Source organism: Sphingopyxis sp. (assembly GCF_040216815.1).
Taxonomy (GTDB): Bacteria; Pseudomonadota; Alphaproteobacteria; order Sphingomonadales; family Sphingomonadaceae; genus Sphingopyxis.
Window position 1 is genome coordinate 318,978 of sequence record NZ_JAVJOJ010000009.1, and the last position, 17,532, is coordinate 336,509.

General features: G+C 65.0%; 20 protein-coding genes. 11 read left to right on the forward strand and 9 right to left on the reverse strand.

The window, feature by feature from the left end; genetic code table 11:
* Window positions 1-55 precede the first annotated feature (55 nt).
* Window positions 56-271, forward strand: a complete 216-nt coding sequence (locus RIA72_RS12055; protein WP_350032299.1) for a DUF4170 domain-containing protein — start codon at window positions 56-58, stop codon at window positions 269-271.
* Between the two features lie 119 nt (window positions 272-390).
* On the opposite strand, the gene RIA72_RS12060 is transcribed toward RIA72_RS12055, so the two are convergent.
* From RIA72_RS12060 to RIA72_RS12075, 4 genes are all read right to left on the reverse strand, one after another.
* On the reverse strand, window positions 391-669 hold the full coding sequence (locus RIA72_RS12060) for an ETC complex I subunit (protein ID WP_350032300.1): 279 nt from the start codon (window positions 667-669) through the stop codon (window positions 391-393).
* Window positions 670-735: 66 nt separating this feature from the next.
* Window positions 736-3,204 carry an ATP-dependent helicase HrpB gene (gene hrpB / locus RIA72_RS12065; protein ID WP_350032301.1) on the reverse strand — a complete coding sequence of 823 codons (2,469 nt, stop codon included), beginning with the start codon at window positions 3,202-3,204 and terminating at the stop codon, window positions 736-738.
* The gene (locus tag RIA72_RS12070; protein ID WP_350032302.1) at window positions 3,201-3,587 is read right to left on the reverse strand and encodes a DUF1801 domain-containing protein; all 387 of its coding nucleotides are present in this window, start codon (window positions 3,585-3,587) and stop codon (window positions 3,201-3,203) included. Before RIA72_RS12070 ends, hrpB begins: the two co-directional genes overlap by 4 nt.
* Before the next feature lie 136 nt (window positions 3,588-3,723).
* Window positions 3,724-4,737 carry a polyprenyl synthetase family protein gene (locus RIA72_RS12075; RefSeq protein WP_350032303.1) on the reverse strand — a complete coding sequence of 338 codons (1,014 nt, stop codon included), beginning with the start codon at window positions 4,735-4,737 and terminating at the stop codon, window positions 3,724-3,726.
* A 104-nt stretch (window positions 4,738-4,841) separates the two neighbouring features.
* On the opposite strand from RIA72_RS12075, the gene RIA72_RS12080 reads away from it, so the two are divergent.
* Together RIA72_RS12080 and RIA72_RS12085 are read left to right on the forward strand one after the other, a co-directional pair.
* A complete protein-coding gene (locus RIA72_RS12080; RefSeq protein ID WP_350032304.1) occupies window positions 4,842-5,129 on the forward strand; it encodes a chorismate mutase in 288 nt (95 codons plus the stop codon).
* Window positions 5,126-5,821, forward strand: a complete 696-nt coding sequence (locus RIA72_RS12085) for a glutathione S-transferase N-terminal domain-containing protein (protein ID WP_350032305.1) — start codon at window positions 5,126-5,128, stop codon at window positions 5,819-5,821. The genes RIA72_RS12080 and RIA72_RS12085 overlap by 4 nt, the downstream gene beginning before the upstream one ends.
* 103 nt (window positions 5,822-5,924) lie before the next feature.
* On the opposite strand, the gene RIA72_RS12090 is transcribed toward RIA72_RS12085, so the two are convergent.
* Window positions 5,925-6,869: an alpha/beta hydrolase gene (locus tag RIA72_RS12090; RefSeq protein ID WP_350032306.1), complete on the reverse strand. Its 945-nt coding sequence runs from the start codon at window positions 6,867-6,869 to the stop codon at window positions 5,925-5,927.
* 137 nt (window positions 6,870-7,006) lie between these two features.
* Here RIA72_RS12090 and RIA72_RS12095 point away from each other — a divergent pair, with 137 nt between their 5' ends.
* Genes RIA72_RS12095 through RIA72_RS12115 form a run of 5 tightly spaced genes read left to right on the forward strand, consistent with a single transcriptional unit; the run spans window position 7,007 to window position 10,015 of the window.
* Window positions 7,007-8,296: an adenylosuccinate synthase gene (locus tag RIA72_RS12095; protein WP_350032307.1), complete on the forward strand. Its 1,290-nt coding sequence runs from the start codon at window positions 7,007-7,009 to the stop codon at window positions 8,294-8,296.
* 29 nt (window positions 8,297-8,325) lie between these two features.
* Window positions 8,326-8,700 (forward strand): hypothetical protein, encoded by a 375-nt coding sequence (locus tag RIA72_RS12100; protein WP_350032308.1) that lies wholly within the window; start codon window positions 8,326-8,328, stop codon window positions 8,698-8,700.
* A 40-nt stretch (window positions 8,701-8,740) separates the two neighbouring features.
* Complete coding sequence (locus RIA72_RS12105) at window positions 8,741-9,130, forward strand: helix-turn-helix domain-containing protein (protein WP_350032309.1); 390 nt, start codon at window positions 8,741-8,743, stop codon at window positions 9,128-9,130.
* Window positions 9,123-9,401, forward strand: a complete 279-nt coding sequence (locus tag RIA72_RS12110) for a hypothetical protein (RefSeq protein ID WP_350032310.1) — start codon at window positions 9,123-9,125, stop codon at window positions 9,399-9,401. The genes RIA72_RS12105 and RIA72_RS12110 overlap by 8 nt, the downstream gene beginning before the upstream one ends.
* Window positions 9,402-9,424: 23 nt before the next feature.
* On the forward strand, window positions 9,425-10,015 hold the full coding sequence (locus tag RIA72_RS12115) for an NADPH-dependent FMN reductase (RefSeq protein ID WP_350032311.1): 591 nt from the start codon (window positions 9,425-9,427) through the stop codon (window positions 10,013-10,015).
* A gap of 40 nt (window positions 10,016-10,055) precedes the next feature.
* On the opposite strand, the gene RIA72_RS12120 is transcribed toward RIA72_RS12115, so the two are convergent.
* The 3 genes from RIA72_RS12120 to RIA72_RS12130 form a co-directional block, all read right to left on the reverse strand.
* Complete coding sequence (locus RIA72_RS12120; protein WP_350032312.1) at window positions 10,056-11,366, reverse strand: spinster family MFS transporter; 1,311 nt, start codon at window positions 11,364-11,366, stop codon at window positions 10,056-10,058.
* A gap of 658 nt (window positions 11,367-12,024) precedes the next feature.
* Window positions 12,025-12,513 (reverse strand): DUF2721 domain-containing protein, encoded by a 489-nt coding sequence (locus RIA72_RS12125; RefSeq protein ID WP_350032313.1) that lies wholly within the window; start codon window positions 12,511-12,513, stop codon window positions 12,025-12,027.
* Complete coding sequence (locus tag RIA72_RS12130; RefSeq protein ID WP_350032314.1) at window positions 12,513-13,733, reverse strand: LL-diaminopimelate aminotransferase; 1,221 nt, start codon at window positions 13,731-13,733, stop codon at window positions 12,513-12,515. Before RIA72_RS12130 ends, RIA72_RS12125 begins: the two co-directional genes overlap by 1 nt.
* 116 nt (window positions 13,734-13,849) lie before the next feature.
* On the opposite strand from RIA72_RS12130, the gene RIA72_RS12135 reads away from it, so the two are divergent.
* From RIA72_RS12135 to clpS, 3 genes are all read left to right on the forward strand, one after another.
* On the forward strand, window positions 13,850-15,622 hold the full coding sequence (locus RIA72_RS12135; protein WP_350032315.1) for a PHA/PHB synthase family protein: 1,773 nt from the start codon (window positions 13,850-13,852) through the stop codon (window positions 15,620-15,622).
* A 488-nt stretch (window positions 15,623-16,110) separates the two neighbouring features.
* Window positions 16,111-16,467 (forward strand): phasin family protein, encoded by a 357-nt coding sequence (locus tag RIA72_RS12140; protein WP_350032816.1) that lies wholly within the window; start codon window positions 16,111-16,113, stop codon window positions 16,465-16,467.
* A gap of 189 nt (window positions 16,468-16,656) precedes the next feature.
* Window positions 16,657-17,019, forward strand: coding sequence for an ATP-dependent Clp protease adapter ClpS (gene clpS / locus RIA72_RS12145; RefSeq protein ID WP_502957953.1), 363 nt, complete (start codon window positions 16,657-16,659; stop codon window positions 17,017-17,019).
* A 1-nt stretch (window position 17,020) separates the two neighbouring features.
* Here the strand turns inward: clpS and RIA72_RS12150 are convergent, their stop codons facing one another.
* The gene (locus tag RIA72_RS12150) at window positions 17,021-17,512 is read right to left on the reverse strand and encodes a winged helix-turn-helix transcriptional regulator (protein WP_350032317.1); all 492 of its coding nucleotides are present in this window, start codon (window positions 17,510-17,512) and stop codon (window positions 17,021-17,023) included.
* Between the last annotated feature and the right edge of the window lie 20 nt (window positions 17,513-17,532).

Sequence of the window (17,532 nt, forward strand, 5' to 3'; positions counted from 1 at the left end):
CTGTTAGGGGGCGCCGCTTCTCCCCCACCAGCGGTACGCCGCAAGGAAAGCAGCCATGAGCAAATTGCACCTCGTGTTCGGCGGACGGGTCAGCGATCCGCAGGGTCTCGACTTCGTCGACCTCAACAACCTCGACGTCGTCGGCCTCTATCCCGACTATAAGGCCGCCGAAAAGGCGTGGCGCGCCGCGGCGCAGCGCACCGTCGACGACGCCGAAATGAAATATGTCGTCGTCCACCTGCACAAGCTGTTGCAGCCCGACGCGGAGTAATCGCCGACAAGGCGATTAATCCGCGTCGCCCCCGCGAAGGCGGGGGCCGCAGGAGCCCTGGTCCTGCATCGCTGCGTAAACCCGGCAGCGGCCCCCGCCTTCGCGGGGGCGACGTTTAATTAACGGAAATTGTCGGCGTAAGCCTGGATCTTCAGCTTGCGCACGGGCGTCGGCATCACCTCTGTATCGATACCGTATTTTTCGGCATAGGCAACCGCCGCTTCACGGCTCGGAAAGCCGAGGCGAAGCTGGCGCTGCGTGTCGCCGCTGCCAGCCCAGCCCATCAGCGGGTCGGCCTTGCGCGCTTCGGCGGGCGCAAATTCCAGCATCCAGCGCTCGGAGCCCGCACGCCCCGACTGCATCGCATTTTTGGGCTTCTGGTAGATACGCGCTTTCATCGGACAGTCCCTGATCGGATAAGATTGCCGACGCCTTAGCGCCAAGCTGTCCTTGCGAAAAGAGGCCTATTGCGCATCGCGCCGCGCCTGCGCCGCTTTGGTCATCAGCGTCGGGCGCGCGCTTGCGGGATCGTCGGGCCAGCTGTGCTTGGGATAACGGCCGCGCATCTCGCGCGCGACATCGTGCCAGCTGCCGCTCCAGAAAGAGGCAAGATCGCGCGTCGTCTGGATCGGCCGGTGCGCGGGCGAGGTCAGCGCCAGGATCAGCGGCACCGGCGGATCGCCGACGCACGGATGGCGCGACTGCCCGAACATCTCCTGCACCCGCACGCTCACCGTCGGGCCGCCGTCGGCGCCATAATCGATCGGATGCCGACTGCCGGCCGGGGTCAGATAATCGGCGGGCGCATGTTTTTCGAGCAATTGCCGCGCCGGCCAGTCGAGCATCGCCATCAGCGCATCGCAAAGCTTGCGATCGCCGATGTCGCGCAGCCCGCGGCAATCGGCGAGCAGGGGTTCGAGCCAGATTTCCAGGCTGTCGCCAAGCGCATTGGTCGAAAGCGCGTCGAGCGCGGCAAAGGATGCACGCTGGCGCAGCGCCTGCGCCGCCGGTCCCCAGGCGATCAGGCCCAGCCCTTTGTCGCGTACCGCCGCCATGCGGACAGCGATGTCGTCAGCCGCATTTTCGTGCCGCGCCGCCTGCCCGCTGGTCAACGCGATCGCGCCGAGCCGCCGTTCGCGGCGATGATCGACGCGGTCGCTCGCGCTGTCGTATCGGCTCGCCGAATGCTGGACGATACGATCGGCGAACAAAGCTTCGATTTCGGCCGCGTCGGTCGGCGCCGCCGCAAGGATGCGCACGCCCGCGGCATGCCCCTGCGCATCGGCGATCGCCAGCCATTCGCTCCCGGCGAGCGGGTCGAGCGGATCGAGACGATAGGCGCGGCCGCCGACGCTCAGATAATCGCCGCGCTGCCCCGCGCGTTGCCGCGCGACCCGGTCGGGCCAGGCGGCGGCGACCCACCCCCCGATCGAACGCGGCGGCGCGTCGACAGCCTCCGCCGCCAGCCGTTCCGATATGTCGGCAAGCCGCCGCGCAAGGCGGAACGCACCTTCGGACCGCTGATCGCGCTGTCCGCGCCAGCGTGCCAGCCGCGCCTCGACATCGACGCCGCGCCCGCCGAGCCCCGGTTCGGTGAGCAGCACCGCGAGCCGTCCTGCCAGCTCGGCCTCGCCCGCGCGCGCCGCGTCGAGCAGCATATGCGCGAGCGGGACGGGCAGCGGGATCGCCGCGAGCGCCTTGCCATGCGCCGTGATCCGGCCGTCCGCGCTCAAAGCCCCGATGGCGACAAGCCGCGACTTGGCTTCGGATATGGCCGCGGGCGACGGCGGATCGAGCCAGCCCAGCTGGCGCGGGTCGACGATACCCCAACTCGCGCAGTCGAGCACCACGGGCATCAAGTCGCTTTCGTGAATCTCGGGCGGGTCGAACGGCGGCATCCCCGCGGTCGCCGCGGCTTCCCACAGGCGATAGGCGACGCCCGGCCCCTGCCGTGCCGCGCGGCCCGCGCGCTGCGTCGCCGACGCCTGGCTCGCGCGTTCGGTGACGAGCCGCGAAATGCCCGCCGCCTTGTCGAAGCGCGGTCGCCGCGACAGGCCGGCGTCGACGACGATCCGTACGCCCTCGATCGTCAGGCTGGTCTCGGCAATGCTCGTCGCGAGGATCAGCTTGCGCCGCCCGCCGGGATCGCGGACGAGCGCCTTGCGCTGCAATGCCGGGTCGATCTGGCCGTGCAGCCGGTGGACCGCGAGCGGCAGGCGCGCATCTTCGGCCGCGCTTGCCGCGCGCTCGATGTCTGCCGCGCCGGGGAGAAAGACGAGGATGTCGCCCTCGGCTTCGTCGGCGAGCGCCTGCCGCACGGCCGCGAGCACCGACGCTTCCAGCCGATCCTCGGCGCGTCGGCCGATATGGCGCAGGTCGAGCGGAAAGATCTTGCCCTCGCTCTTCACCACCGGCGCGTCGCCGAGCAGCGCGCCGAAGCGCGCGCCGTCGAGCGTCGCCGACATGGCGACGAGGCGCAGGTCGTCGCGTAGCCCCTGCTGTGCGTCGATGGCGAGCGCGAGTGCAAAATCGCCGTCGAGGCTGCGCTCGTGAACCTCGTCGAACAGCACCGCCGACACGCCCGAAAGCTCGGGATCGGCAAGGATGCGGTTGCGGAAAAGGCCCGGCGTCATCACCAGGAGGCGCGTCGCCGCCGACTGCTTGCTGTCGAGCCGCGTCGCATAGCCGACGCGGCCGCCGACCGCCTCGCCCAGCTCCTCGGCGATGCGTTCGGCGGCGGCGCGCGCCGCCAGCCTTCGCGGCGAGAGCAGCCACACCGCGCCGCGGCACCACGGCTGGTCGAGTATCGCCGGCGCGACGCGCGTGGTCTTGCCCGCGCCGGGCGGCGCCACAACGACGGCATTGGGCTTGAGCAGCAACGCCGCCATGATGTCGGGCAGCACCGCATCGATCGGCAGCGGCGTGGTCGTCATACGCGCGCCGCGGGATTGCCCAGGTCGATGTTGAGCCGATAGGCCGCGGCGGCGAGTCGCCCGACCTGTTCGGCTGTCACCTCGGTGGCCTCGGTCATCACCAGATTGCCGAGTTCATATTTGCCACTCGCCTTGATCCGCGGTTCGAGTTCGCGCAGCCGTTTGCCACGCCAGAAGCCCAGCAATACGCGCTGTTCCTCGGCGCGGATCAGGATGCACGGACCATTGGCCATGAAGACCAGATTGGTCCATTTGATCGTTTCGTCAAAGGCGGCTGCGCGCATGACAGCGGCGCGGAGCATCGTGCAACGCTCAAGCTGCCAGCCGGACAGCGCGGCGATATAGGCGTCGGGGCTTTCGGCCGCTGGACCCATCATCGGCATTTGCCGCTCCGTTTGAAAAAACCCTGTTCCCCCGCGAAGGCGGCGGCCCATCACCGGACGATTCTATTTCGCACCGCCGGAAGATGGGTCCCCGCCTTCGCGGGGACACAGGGATATAGACAATAGATGAAAAACACTAATAAGCGCGCGCGACGGCGAAGGCGACCGCTTCGGTCAGGGCCGATTTCGCCTGGCTGGCCCTGAAGCCCCCGATCGCGTCGACCGCGCGCTGGCCATAATGGCGCGCGCGCGCCAGCGTGTCGGCAACCGCGTCGTGCTTCATCAGCAAGCCCTTGGCGTGGGCCAGGTCCGCGTCCGAAATCCTGTGGCCGGTGATCGCCTGCTTCCAGAATTCGCGTTCTTCGGCATTCCCGCGCGCATAGGCAAGGATCACCGGCAGCGTGACCTTGCCGTCGCGGAAGTCGTCGCCGACCCCCTTCCCCATCGTCTCGGCGTCCGAAACATAATCGATCGCATCGTCGACCAGCTGGAAGGCGATGCCCAGGTTGCGGCCATAGGCGTCGAGCGCGGCTTCGGTGGCTTCGTCGCGTTCGGCAACGACTGCGGCAATCCTGCACGCCGCGGCGAACAATTCAGCGGTCTTCGCGTTGATGATCGAAAGATACTGATCCTCGCTCGTTTCGATCCGCCGCTGCGCCGACAGCTGATTGACCTCGCCTTCCGCAATCACCGCCGACGCGCGGCTCAATATCTTGAGCACTTTCAGCGAGCCATCCTCGACCATCACCTCGAACGCGCGGCTGAACAGGAAATCGCCGACGAGCACCGATGCACTGTTGCCCCAGATGAGGTTCGCGGTCTTGCGCCCGCGGCGGAGATCCGATTTGTCGACGACATCGTCGTGCAGCAGCGTCGCGGTGTGGATGAACTCGACGGCCGCCGCCAATTTGCAATGGCGGCGCCCCGGATAATCGAGCAGCTGGCCGCACGCCAAGGTCAGCATCGGACGCATCCGTTTGCCGCCGCCCGCGATCAGATGCCCCGCGAGTTCGGGGATCAGCGGCACTTCGGACTGCATCCGGTCGAGGATGACCGCATTCACCTCGTTCATATCGGCGGCGACGAGCGCCATCATCGGGTCGAGCGAGGGCGGCCTTTGCCCATGCAGCTGGTGGATTTCGGCAGTCATATCGCCGCGACCCTTGGCGGCGCGGGCACGAATTTGCAACGACTTTCGGCTTGCCAGCGCCCCCCCGCCGGTGCCAAGCGGGCCCGGCAGAAAAGGAACCGCGCATGGACAACCAGCTGAGCCGTTACCGCCAGAGCATCGACAATATCGACGCGGCGCTCGTCTATATGCTTGCCGAACGCTTCAAAGTGACCAAGGCGGTCGGCGAGCTGAAAGCGCGCGAAGGCTTGCCCCCCGCCGACCCCGGCCGCGAGGAACGGCAGATCGAGCGGCTGCGTGCGCTGGCGCGCGACGCCGACCTCGACCCCGAATTCAGCGAGAAATTCCTGCGCTTCATCATCGACGAGGTGATCCGCCACCATCAGCAGGCAAAACGCGATCAAGGCGCATGAGCATGGACCATCCGATCTTCGCGCGCTGGCCCGCCGCGCACCCGGACCGCCTTCAGCTTTTCTCCGCGCCGACGCCCAATGGCGTGAAAGTCGGCATCATGCTCGAAGAGACGGGCATTGCCTATGAACCGCACCGCATCGACATCATGGCGAATGAAAGCCATGACCCCGCCTTTCTCGCGCTCAATCCCAATGGCAAGATTCCCGCGATCTACGATCCGCACGGACCGGGCGGCCAACCCCTTGCCCTGTTCGAATCGGGCGCAATCCTGATCTATCTGGCCGATAAAGGCGGGCAGTTCCTCTCGCCCGACCCCGCGGCGCGCTATGAGACGATCCAGTGGGTGATGTGGCAGATGGGCGGCGTCGGGCCGATGTTCGGCCAGCTCGGCTTTTTCCACAAATTCGCGGGGCGGGACTATGAAGACAAGCGACCGCGCGACCGCTACGCCGCCGAATCGGCGCGGCTGCTCGGCGTGCTCGACGGGCGGCTGGCAGGCCGCCAATGGGTGATGGGCGACGATTACAGCATCGCCGACATCTCGCTGCTCGGCTGGGTGCGCAACCTGATCGGCTTTTACGACGCCGCCGAAATCGTCGGCTTCGATCGCTTCGCGCATGTGCAGCGCTGGCTGGGCGCCGGACTGGCGCGGCCGGGCGTGCAGCGCGGGCTGGAGGTTACGGCAGGCTGAGCGCGGGGACACCCGAACGTCAGTCCATACTCCATCGTCATCCCGGCGAAGGCCGGGATGACGGGGTACGCCCAACCGTCCACTTTACCTTCATGCCCCACCCCTACCGGGCAAACAGCCGCCTCAACCAGTCATCAACCGTCGCGGTCGCCGGATAGGCGGGATCGCCCAGACTGCGGTTGATCTCTGCATGACCTTTCAGCCCCTCGCCCGGAAAGCTGCCGTGCTCGACGCGGGTTCCGCCCTTTTCGAGCGCGTCGCCGAGCGCCTTCGCCTGCCGCACGCCATCGGCGCGCTGGACATAGAGGAGCAGGAACGCCCGCGCATTGGGCGCCGCCGCCTGCCGCGTCGGCGACAGGGCGTTCTGCCGCGCAGGGTCGCTGCCGAACGCCTGGGCATAGGTTTTCCGCATGATCGGCGGCCCTTCCTGCATCTGGGCCGCGACATCATACGCGGCGCCGTCGATCGGGATCACCCCGGCAATGTCGGCAAAGGAGAGCCCCGCGCCGCGCAGATAATGTTCGTCGGTGCCGACGAGCGCCACCAGATGCGCGCCCGCGCTGTGCCCCATCAACACGATGCGGCGCCGGTCGACGCCGAGGCTACCCGCACGGTCGATCAACGCCTTCACCGCATAGGCGACATCGCTCGCCTGCTCCTCGACGGTCGCGGCGGGGACGAGCCGATAGTTGATCGAGGCAAAGGCATAGCCCTGCCCCGGATAATGCACCGCCTTGAAGCGCCCGGTCGCATTATCCTTGTCGCCGCGCTTCCACCCGCCGCCGTGGACAAAGACGACGAGCGGCGCGGCGCCGCCCGCCCCCTTTGCGCGCCAGATGTCGAGCGACTGGAGCGGATCGCGGCCATAGGCGATCGTCTCGCTGCCCGGCACCTTCGGCGCCTTGTCGCCCCCCATCCGTTCGGCCAGCCGGTCGCGAATCCGCTCGCGCATCGTCTCGCGCGCAACCGCAAAGGGGCCGGGGATCGCAACGCTGCCGATCGCAAAGGCCAACAGCCCCAGCCATCCCGCCCACCGACGTCCATTCATCGATCGTCTCCTGTGCTTCCTGCCGCTGCAGCTAGGCTGCAATTGTCGCAATTTCATGCCGCCCGCGGCTTGTATCCGCGCGCAAATCCGCTAAGGCCGCGCCGGGCCGAAATGGCCGCACTCAGCAGGACAGCATCATGGCAAATGTTACCGTCATCGGGTCGCAGTGGGGCGACGAGGGCAAGGGCAAGATCGTCGACTGGCTCGCCAGCCGCGCCGACGCCGTGGTCCGGTTCCAGGGCGGGCACAACGCCGGGCATACGCTCGTCGTTGGCGAACAGGTGTACAAGCTGTCGCTGCTCCCTTCGGGCATCGTCACCGGCACGCTGTCGATCATCGGCAACGGCGTCGTGCTCGACCCGTGGGCGCTGCGCGACGAAATCACCAAGCTGCGCGGCCAAGGGGTCGAAATCAACGCCGACAATTTCGCGATCGCCGACAATTGCGCGCTCATCCTGCCCTTTCACCGCGACCTCGACGGCTTGCGCGAAACCGCCGCGGGCGCGGGCAAGATCGGCACCACCGGGCGCGGCATCGGCCCGGCTTATGAAGACAAGGTCGGCCGCCGCGCGATCCGCGTCTGCGACCTTGCGCATCTCGACAAGCTCGAACCGCAACTCGACCGCCTGACCGCGCACCACGATGCGCTGCGCGCCGGTTTCGGCGAGCCGCCGATTGACCGCGAACGGCTGGTCGCCGACCTTAAGGAAATCGCCGATTACGTCCTTGAATATGCGCAGCCGGTGTGGAAACGGCTGAAAAAGGTCCGCAAGGCCGGCGCGCGCATCCTGTTCGAAGGCGCGCAGGGTGTGCTGCTCGACATCGACCATGGCACCTATCCCTTCGTCACCAGCTCGAACACGGTGAGCGGCACCGCGGCGGCGGGTTCGGGTCTCGGCCCTTCGGCGGTCGGTTTCGTGCTCGGCATCGCCAAAGCCTATACGACGCGCGTGGGCAGCGGCCCCTTCCCGACCGAGCTCGACGATGAAACCGGCCAGCGGCTCGGCGAGCGCGGCCATGAATTCGGCACCGTCACAGGGCGCAAGCGCCGCTGCGGCTGGTTCGACGCGGTGCTGGTGCGGCAAAGCTGCGCGGTGTCGGGCGTCACCGGCATTGCGCTGACCAAGCTCGACGTGCTCGACGGCTTCGACAAGGTCCGCATCTGCACCGGCTATCGCCTGCGCGGAAAGATCCTCGACTATTTCCCGGCGCATGCCGCCGATCAGGCCGAAGTCGAGCCGATCTACGAGGAAATGGACGGCTGGCACGAATCGACCGCGGGCGCACGCAGCTATGCCGACCTGCCGGCGCAGGCGATCAAATATATCCAGCGCGTCCAGGAACTTATCGAAACGCCGATCGCGCTCGTTTCGACCAGCCCCGAACGCGAAGACACGATCCTGATCCGCGACCCGTTCAGCGATTGATCCTTGCCGAAATAGAAGGAATTCCTTATATGAGCAATTATGAGGCGCTGGCTGCCTTTTGCTCGGAAGGAATCGATGCAGGCGTCGAACTGGAACGCCTCGGCGACGACCAGTTGCGATACTGGATCAACTTTCTGGGCAAGATCACGTCGCGCCAACAGGATTACCGCAGCAATTCCATTTATCTGGAATGGAATGGGATTCCGATCTTCTGCGCTGGTACCGGCGATATTCTGGTCGTTTATGCAGTCGAAGAGGAAACGGACGGGACGATGGTTGCAACGATCCTGCTGGCAGGCCGTAAAGCGCCGTCCAACATATCGCTTCCCGCCGAAGCTTTGTGGACGACAGATCAAATGCGGCACGAAGTGGAGCGGCGCGCGCGGATACATTTCCCCGGATGAAGGGCAAATCGTAGAAGCTGTTCCGTAAGGAGAATTGGTCATGTCAAAAGCTGACCCGGCGACCCGCCGATCGATCGCCGACCTGGTGGACAAGGTCGCCAAGATGCCAACGCCGCCCGGCGAGCGTCCGATCGATGGTGACACGTATCGCGCTGGAGCGTTGGTTCGCAAGATGCGCCGGATGCGGGCGCTTACCCAAAAGCAGCTGGCCGAGCGACTGGGCGTCAGCCAGGCGCGCGTCAGCGAGATCGAAACCGGCATCGGTGTCCAGGGGCTGACCTGGGCCTTGATGGAACGGATCGCGCGGGCCTGCGAAATGGGGTTTTTCGTTCAGCCCAATGACGATGCACATCTGATCGATGCCTACACGCTCGAACAGCATGGGAAGGTCATCGCCGACGAAGATGACCGCGGCGTCGCCTATGGCTGACGGCCTGCTGCTGGCCAAGGAGGCGTTTGGTTTTGGGGGCGCGATCCTGCTCGCCGTTCCGTGGCTGCGCGACTATCGGCGCCGCAAAGACGCCCGCAGCATTGCCCGCGTCGAAGGGCGCGGAACCATGCAACGAATCCTCGCCCGGCTGAAAGCCGAGGATCAGGCCTGGTTCAATGCACCAAAACGCATCGATGGCCTGTGCGCGACCTGGGGGCTAATATTGATCGCCGCCTCCTTTCTTATCGGCATTTTGACGAACCTGCGTTAGCGCAGTCGGTCGAGAGGAGACCCATGGCCCGCAACATCCTTATCCTTTACGGCAGTTACCGCCGCGACCGGCAGGGGATCAAGCTGGCGCGCTGGCTGGTCGATGCGATCGCCGCGCGCGGCGACAGCGCCGAACTGATCGACGCCAAGGCGGTCGACCTGCCGATGCTCGACCGGATGTACAAGGAATATCCGAAAGGCGAGGCCCCGCCCGCGATGGAGGCACTGGCGGGCAAGATCCGCAGTGCCGACGGCTTCGTATTTGTCACCGGCGAATATAATTGGGGGCCGCAGCCCGGCCTTAAAAATCTGACCGACCATTATCTGGAGGAATGGTTCTGGCGCCCCGCGGCCATCGCCTGTTATTCGGCTGGCCCCTTTGCCGGAGTGCGCGCGATGATGGGGTGGCGCGACACGCTGGGCGAAATGGGCATGGCGGTGATCAGCTCGATCCTGCCCGTTGGCCGCATCGGCGGTGCGTTCGACGGCGACGGCAAGCCGACCGGCGACGAGGGCGCACGGCTTGAGAAAGCCTTTCCCCGCTTTGCCGACGACCTCAACTGGTGGATCGACGCCGCCAAGGCGCAGCGCGCAAAGGTCGATCCGCCCTACTGAGTCGTCATTGCGAGGAGCGAAGCGATGAGGATATTGAGATTTAACCCGACTTCAACTCGGCCTTAAGCCGCAGGCTGGCGCGCCAGAAGAAAAACGCCGGGATCAGGCCCAGCCACGCCGCTCCATAGAGCACATAGCGCACGCTTTCCTGGCCATAGGCGGGCGCGAGCGCGTCGGACAGCACGCCGAACAGGAATGGCCCGAAACCCAGGCCGATCAGATTCTGTCCGAACAGCATGATCGACGCGGCGACCGCGCGCGCCTGGGGCCGCACCAGCCCCTGCACACAACCATAGGCGGGGCCGTAATAGGCCGTATTGAGCACCGTCGGCACGATGAGCAGCGCAACCGCGACGATCCAATTGTCCATATAATAGCCGAGGAACAGGATCGGCGCACCGACCGCCATCCCATAGGCGGGAAAGGTCAGGATATGCTTCTTGTCGCGTTTGCCGAACACGTCGGCCATCTTGCCGCCGAGCCAGGTGCCGAGCACTCCGGCGAGCCCGAGCACGACCGCCATCGACAGCCCCGCCTCGGTCGTCGAGAGACCGTGGCTGCGGATGAAGAAGCTGATCGTCCAAAGCGCCTTTCCATAGCCAAGAAAGGCCGTGACCGACGCGGCGATGAGGATGAAGACGAAGGCGCGCGAAGCGAAGATTTCCTTGAGCGCCGCACCGGTCGACAATTGCGCCGGCGCTGCCGCCACAGCTTCCGCAGGGCGCAGATGACGCGGTTCGCGCAGGACAAACAGGATGAAGAGCGCGAGCAGCAATCCCGGCAACCCGACGAGCATCAAGGCGACGCGCCAGCCGTAAAGATCGTTCACGATGCCGCCGATGATCAATCCGAGCAGCGAACCGATCGGCACGCCCATGCCGTAAAAGGCGATCGCCGACGAACGCTTCTCCGCCGGTACGCTGTCGGTGATCAGCGAATGCGCCGCAGGGGTGCAGCCCGCCTCACCCACGCCGACGCCGATGCGCGCGAAGAGAAGTTGCACGAAATTCTGGGCGAGGCCGCACACCGCGGTCATCGCCGACCAGACGGCGAGCGCAGCGGCGATCAGCCGGACGCGGTTCGTCCCGTCCTTGTCGGCATAGCGGGCAATCGGAATGCCGAGCAGCGCGTAAAAGACGGCGAAGGCCGGGCCCGCGAGCAGGCCCAGTTCGGTATCGGACAGGCCAAGGTCGCCCTTGATCGGTTCGGCGAGGATATTGACGATCTGGCGATCGAGAAAATTGAAAATATAGACGACCAGCAAAACCCACAGCATCGTCCGGGTACGCGCGGCGGCGCTGTCGGCGGCAGGCGACCCAGCGCCCGCGGCAAACGCAGCTTTTTCGTTCATCATTCTCTCCCGGACGCGGACGGTGCAGATGGGGGATGCCGCTGTCAATGCCGCTGCGGCGCGCCGAAAAACGGCGCACGCAATTGCCGCTACGGCTGCCAGCCTTCATTCCCTGTAAAAAAAAATCCCGATCGCATCCGCGCGCCTCTCCCGCCGCCGCCGGAGGCTAACTGGAGCGACGCCGATGTGCTGCCGGCGAGCTATTTCTATGAGCAGGCGAAGGGGAAGCGGGTGACGCCGACGTTTCGAGTGCGTGTGGGGTGCTGATTGTTGAAGCTATGTCCGTTGACGCCCGAAAGCCGCCCTCAACTCTATCGTCATCCCGGCGAAGGGTGTTCAGAGGCACGTGACTCTGAAACACGATCTCGCCGGTGCGGCAAAACGACAGGGCGAGATCCCGGCCTTCGCCGGGATGACGGATAAGGGAAGGTTGGGAAACCACCCCAACCCGGACGTCCGAAAAACCTGTCCTACATTGCCCGGCTGTGCCAGGCTTCGTCCCGCTTCTTTCAATCGACGGACAGAAGGTCGCTACCCCGCATTTTACGTGGGCCGCCGCCGTGCGCGGCATATCCATCGGGCTGGTGAATCGGAAGCTGCACAAGGCTGACTTTTACTGACCTTTGGAATGATGTGCCCCCTCGATCACCGACCGCGCTCAGAGGCGCTCCTGCCGCTTGCGCCAGCCCATTTCCTCGAGCTCCAGCAATTCCATCGGCACGTGGATCGTCCGCGTCGCAAGCCTGACCTCGACGAGGAAGAGCAGCAGCGACGCGAGCAGCAGCAGCATCGCCAGCGCGAACACCCACGCCGCCGCAGCGCCAAGGTTGAAGCCGACGAACGCCTGCGCGAACAAGAGCGCGACGAGCAGGCAGACGACGATCCCGCACGCCACCGCCGCGGCGATCGAATTGTTGATGATGTCCATCCGCCGGTCGACGACGCGCAGCTCGGCGACGAGCCGTTCATGCTCGCGCCCCTCGGTCGCGCCCCATTGTTCGATCAGCACGCGCGACCGGTCGACCACCCGCGCGAGCCGTCCGGTGAAGACGTTGAGCAGGCTGCCGGTCGCCACCAGCAGGAAAACTGGCGCGACCGACAGCTGGATGATCTCCGCAATGGCCCCAAGGCCGGCGGCGGTGGACATCAGCCCCCGCCACCCGCGGCGACCGACGGCGTGTTCACGCCGTGCATCGACAGGAATTTGCGGACGTTGCGCGCGGCCTGGCGAATGCGCTGTTCATTCTCGACCATTGCGATGCGAACATAGCCCTCGCCATCCTCGCCATAGCCGACCCCCGGCGCGACCGCGACCTTGGCGTGGGTCAGCAGCTGCTTTGAAAACTCCAGGCTGCCCATCTCCTTGAGAGCGGGCGGCAGCGGCGCCCAAGCGAACATCGAGGCGGGCGGGCTCGGAATCTCCCAGCCGGCGCGGCCAAAGCTTTCGACCATCACGTCGCGGCGCTTCTGGTAAAGCTCGCGGTTCTTGGCGACGATGTCCTGCGGCCCGTTGAGCGCGGCGCACGCCGCAGCCTGGATCGGGGTAAAGGCGCCATAGTCGAGATAGGATTTCACGCGCGTCATCGCGGCGATCAGCCTTTTGTTGCCGACGGCAAAGCCCATGCGCCACCCCGCCATCGAATAGGTTTTCGACATCGAGGTGAATTCGATCGCGACGTCCTTCGCCCCCGGCACCTGCAGGATCGAAGGGGTCGGGTTGCCGTCGTAATAAAGCTCCGAATAGGCAAGGTCGGACAGGACCCAGACCTTGTTCTCCTTCGCCCAGGCGACGAGGCGTTCGTAGAAAGCAAGGTCGACCGCTTCGGCGGTGGGGTTCGACGGATAGTTGACGACAAGGATCGACGGGCGCGGCACGGTAAAGGCCATCGCGCGGTCGAGCGCGCGCCAGTAATTCTCATCCGGGGTCGTCGGCACGCTGCGGATCGTCGCGCCCGCGATGATGAAACCGAAGGTGTGAATGGGATAGCTGGGATTCGGCGCGAGCACGACGTCGCCGGGACCCGTGATCGCGGTCGCAAGGCTCGCGAGCCCCTCCTTCGACCCCATCGTCACCACCACCTCGGTTTCGGGATCGAGATCGACGTTGAAACGGCGGCCGTAATAATTGGCCTGTGCGCGACGAAGCCCCGGAATGCCCTTCGATTGCGAATAGCCGTGCGCGTCGGGCTTGCGCGCGACTTCGCACAGTTTGTCGATCACATGATCGGGCGGCGGCAGGTCGGGGTTGCCCATCCCCAGGTCGATGATGTCTTCTCCCGCGGCACGCGCGGCCGCTCGCATCGCATTCACTTCGGCGATGACATAAGGCGGCAGGCGCTTGATGCGATAGAATTCATCTTCGGACATGGGAAACTAGAACAACTCCTTTACGTGTGCGTTTACATTGACGCGAGCGGCAACCTCGCCAGCCGCATCGCGGCTTGTTATAGGGATTCTGACGGCACTGACCAGCAGGAACGAGCATGACCGATATGGGTGAGGACAAGAACGGCGGCACGATCAATTCCTTTATGCCGTCGCCCGAGGACATGCAGCATTGGGCGAGCGTCATGGGCCGGGCGCAGCAGATGATGCTTGAATATGCGCTGGGCCAGGCGACGGGGGGAAAGGGCGCCGCAAACGGCCTGTTCGATCCGGCTAGCTGGCTCCAGAGCCCCACGACGCAACTGTGGGCCGAACAATCGGCGAAGATGTGGGAACAGGGCGCCGCCTTCTGGACCTCGCTCGCGACGCTCCAGCCCGCCTTCGCAGCGGATACCGACGCGCCAAAGGACAAGCGCTTCGCCGACCCCGAATGGACGGCGAACCCGGTCTTTGCGTTGATCCGCCAGACCTATGGCCTGCTCACCGACCAGCTTCTTGCGACCACGCGGTCGATGCAGGGGCTCGACGAGCAGGCCCGCGCCAAGCTGGAGTTCGCGGCAAAGAATGTCGCGGAGGCGCTGTCGCCCACGAACCTCGCGATCACCAATCCCGAAGTGCTGAAGCGCGCGGTGGAAACGCGGGGGGAAAGTTTGCTCAAGGGGCTGCAACATATGCTCGCCGACCTGGCGCGCGGGCAGCTCAGCCATGTCGATCCCGAAGCGTTCGAGGTCGGGGTCAATATCGCGACCACGCCGGGCAAGGTCATCCACGAGACCGATCTCTATCAGCTCATCCAATATGATCCGGCAACGAAGGACGTGTTCGCCGTCCCGCTCGTGATCTTTCCGCCGTGGATCAACCGCTTCTATATCCTCGATCTCAATCCCGCCAAAAGCTTTGTCAAATGGGCCACCGAACAGGGGCTGACCGTGTTCATGGTGTCGTGGAAATCGGCCGATGCGTCGATGAGCGAGATCGTCTGGGACGATTATGTCGCGGCCCAGGTCGACGCGATCGACACGGCGCGCGACCTGCTCGATGTGCCGCACGTCCACACGATCGGTTATTGCGTCGCGGGGACGACGCTCGCCGCCACGCTCGCGATGCTTGCCGCGCGCGGTGAGGCCGACAAGGTCAAATCGGCAACCTTCTTTACCGCGCAGGTCGATTTCGAGCTGGCGGGCGACCTCAAGATGTTCGTCGACGAAAACTATCTGGCGCTGCTTCAGCAGCTTTCGGCGTCCGGCTATCTCGACGGGCGCTATATGGCCGCCACCTTCAACAGCCTGCGCGGGCGCGATCTCATCTGGAACTATGTCGTGAGCAATTACCTGCTCGGCAACGACTATCCCCCCTTCGACCTGCTCTATTGGAACGGCGACACGACGAACCTTCCCGCCAAATGGCACCGCCAATATCTGACCGATCTGTACCGCGACAACCGGCTGGTGATTCCCAACAGCCTGTCGGTATGCGGCACCCCGGTCGACCTTCGGAAGATCAGGACCCCCGCCTATATCCAGGCGGGGCGCGAGGATCATATCGCGCCGCTGTCCAGCGTGTGGCGGCTGATGCACCACCTGTCGGGGCCCAAGACCTTCCTGCTCGCCGGGTCGGGACACATCGCCGGCGTGGTCAATCCGCCCGCCGCGGGCAAGTATCAATATTGGACCGGCGACAATGACGCCGCCAGCCTGGAAGAATTTGAAGCTGGCGCGCGCGAGACCAAGGGCAGCTGGTGGCCGCACTGGATCGACTGGATCGCGGCACAGGCGAAGGAAAAAACACCGGCCAAGGGCGCGCGGCTGCCCGGCAAGGGACGGCGCAAAGCCATCGAGGACGCACCCGGACGCTACGTCAAACTGCGGTAATATCCGGCGCCTATCCTGACGGCGGGCCGGAGTTTTCGATTTTTTGTGCACTGCACAAATTTTCTCTTGAAATCGCCGATCCACTCCTATATTGTGCAGTGCAACATAAAGGAGTTGTCCCGATGGCTACCAAGATGGATAGTGCCGAAAAGGCTTTCGAAGCCGCGACGCTGGAAACCGCCGCCAAGCCGGTGGCTGCTCCTGCCGCCCCGGCTCCGGCCGCGGCGCCCGTAACGACCAAGCCGGTGAAGGCAAAAGCCAAGCCGGCTGCCAAAAAGGCTGCCGCTCCCAAAGCAGCCGCCAAAAAAGCCGCCCCTGCGAAGGCGGCCGCGAAGAAAATTGCCCCCAAGGCCGCGCCGAAGCAGGTCGCTGCCACTGCCAGCAAAGGATTCAAGACCATGAACGATACCGTCAAAAAGTTCGCCGACGAAGCCAAGACCCGCGCCGAAGCCCTGACCGCCGATTTCAACGAAAAGGCGAAGGAAGCCATGGCCAAGAGCAGCAAGCTCGCCGAGGAAGCCGTCGAATTCAACAAGGCGAACCTCGAAGCGCTCGTCGAATCGGGCAAGATCGCTGCCAAGGGCATGGAAACGCTCGGCCAGGAAGGCGTTGCTTTCGCCCGCAAGAGCTTTGAAGACACGACCGCCGCGCTGAAGGGCTATACCGCCGTCAAGTCGCCGACCGAATTCTTCAAGCTCTATGCCGAAAACAGCAAGAAGGCCTTTGACGCCGCCGTTGCGCAGACCTCGAAGACCAGCGAACTGGTCGTCAAGCTGACCAACGACAGCTTCGCGCCGATCTCGAACCGCGTTTCGGTCATCACCTCGAAGATGAAGGCGGCCTAAGCGCTTTCACCTTCCTGTCGTCGGCGCGGTCATTCCCCTCCCTCCCCGTCCGCGCCGACGCCCCCAAGGCCGCCCGCTTCCCCCCGAAGCGGGCGGTTCTTGTTTGCCGGTACGCCGCGGTGCGTGAAAAGGGGTTAATGCGGCACCGCACCCCTTGCGATTCCGGCCCGGCTTGCGATATTCCCCCTGATGATGCTTCCCGCTTCGATCCCTCATGTCGTCCGCGCAATGGCGGACAAAGACGACGACGCGGGCGCGCCCGGCGTCGGCATTGCGACGCGAACGCGCGCCAAGCCCAAAAAGCCGTCGATGTACAAGGTGCTGCTGCTCAACGACGATTATACGCCGATGGAATTCGTCGTGATGGTGCTGCAACGCTTTTTCAACATGGATATCGAACAGGCGACGCAGGTGATGCTGCACGTCCACCAGCAGGGCGTGGGCGTTTGCGGCGTCTTCAGCTATGAAGTTGCCGAAACCAAGGTCAATCAGGTAATGGACGCGGCGCGGCAGAACCAGCACCCGCTGCAATGCACGCTGGAAAAGGCTTGATCTAGCTCGTACGCGCCGCCTGCTCGGCGCTCAGCGCAGGCGACGCTTCGCCTTTCAAATCGCCATAGCCCAGCACCGCGCCGCAACCCGGACACACGGTCGCCGTGCCGACATCGGCACCGCAGGTGCGGTGAATATATCGCATTGCTGGGCCGCCCCCCGTCTCACCCTCGCGATATGCCCAACGCTCGGCCCAACCCCGCATCGCATAGAGCACCCCGAACAGATCCTTGCCCTTGTCGGTCAGCCGATACTCGTGGCGCGGCGGGCGATCCTGATAGGGGCGGCGCGCCACAACTCCTTCCTCCTCCAGCATCCTGAGCCGCGCCGACACGAGCTGCGGGCCCAGCCGCGTGCTCGCCGTGATCGCCTCGAACCGCCGCCGCCCGAAAAACAGGTCGCGCAGGATCAGCAGCACCGCGCGGTCGCCCAGAATTTCGGCCGAGCGCCCGACGGGGCAGAAAGTGTCCGACAGGTCGGCGCGTTTGGGCATCGGCAATGACTCTCATAAAA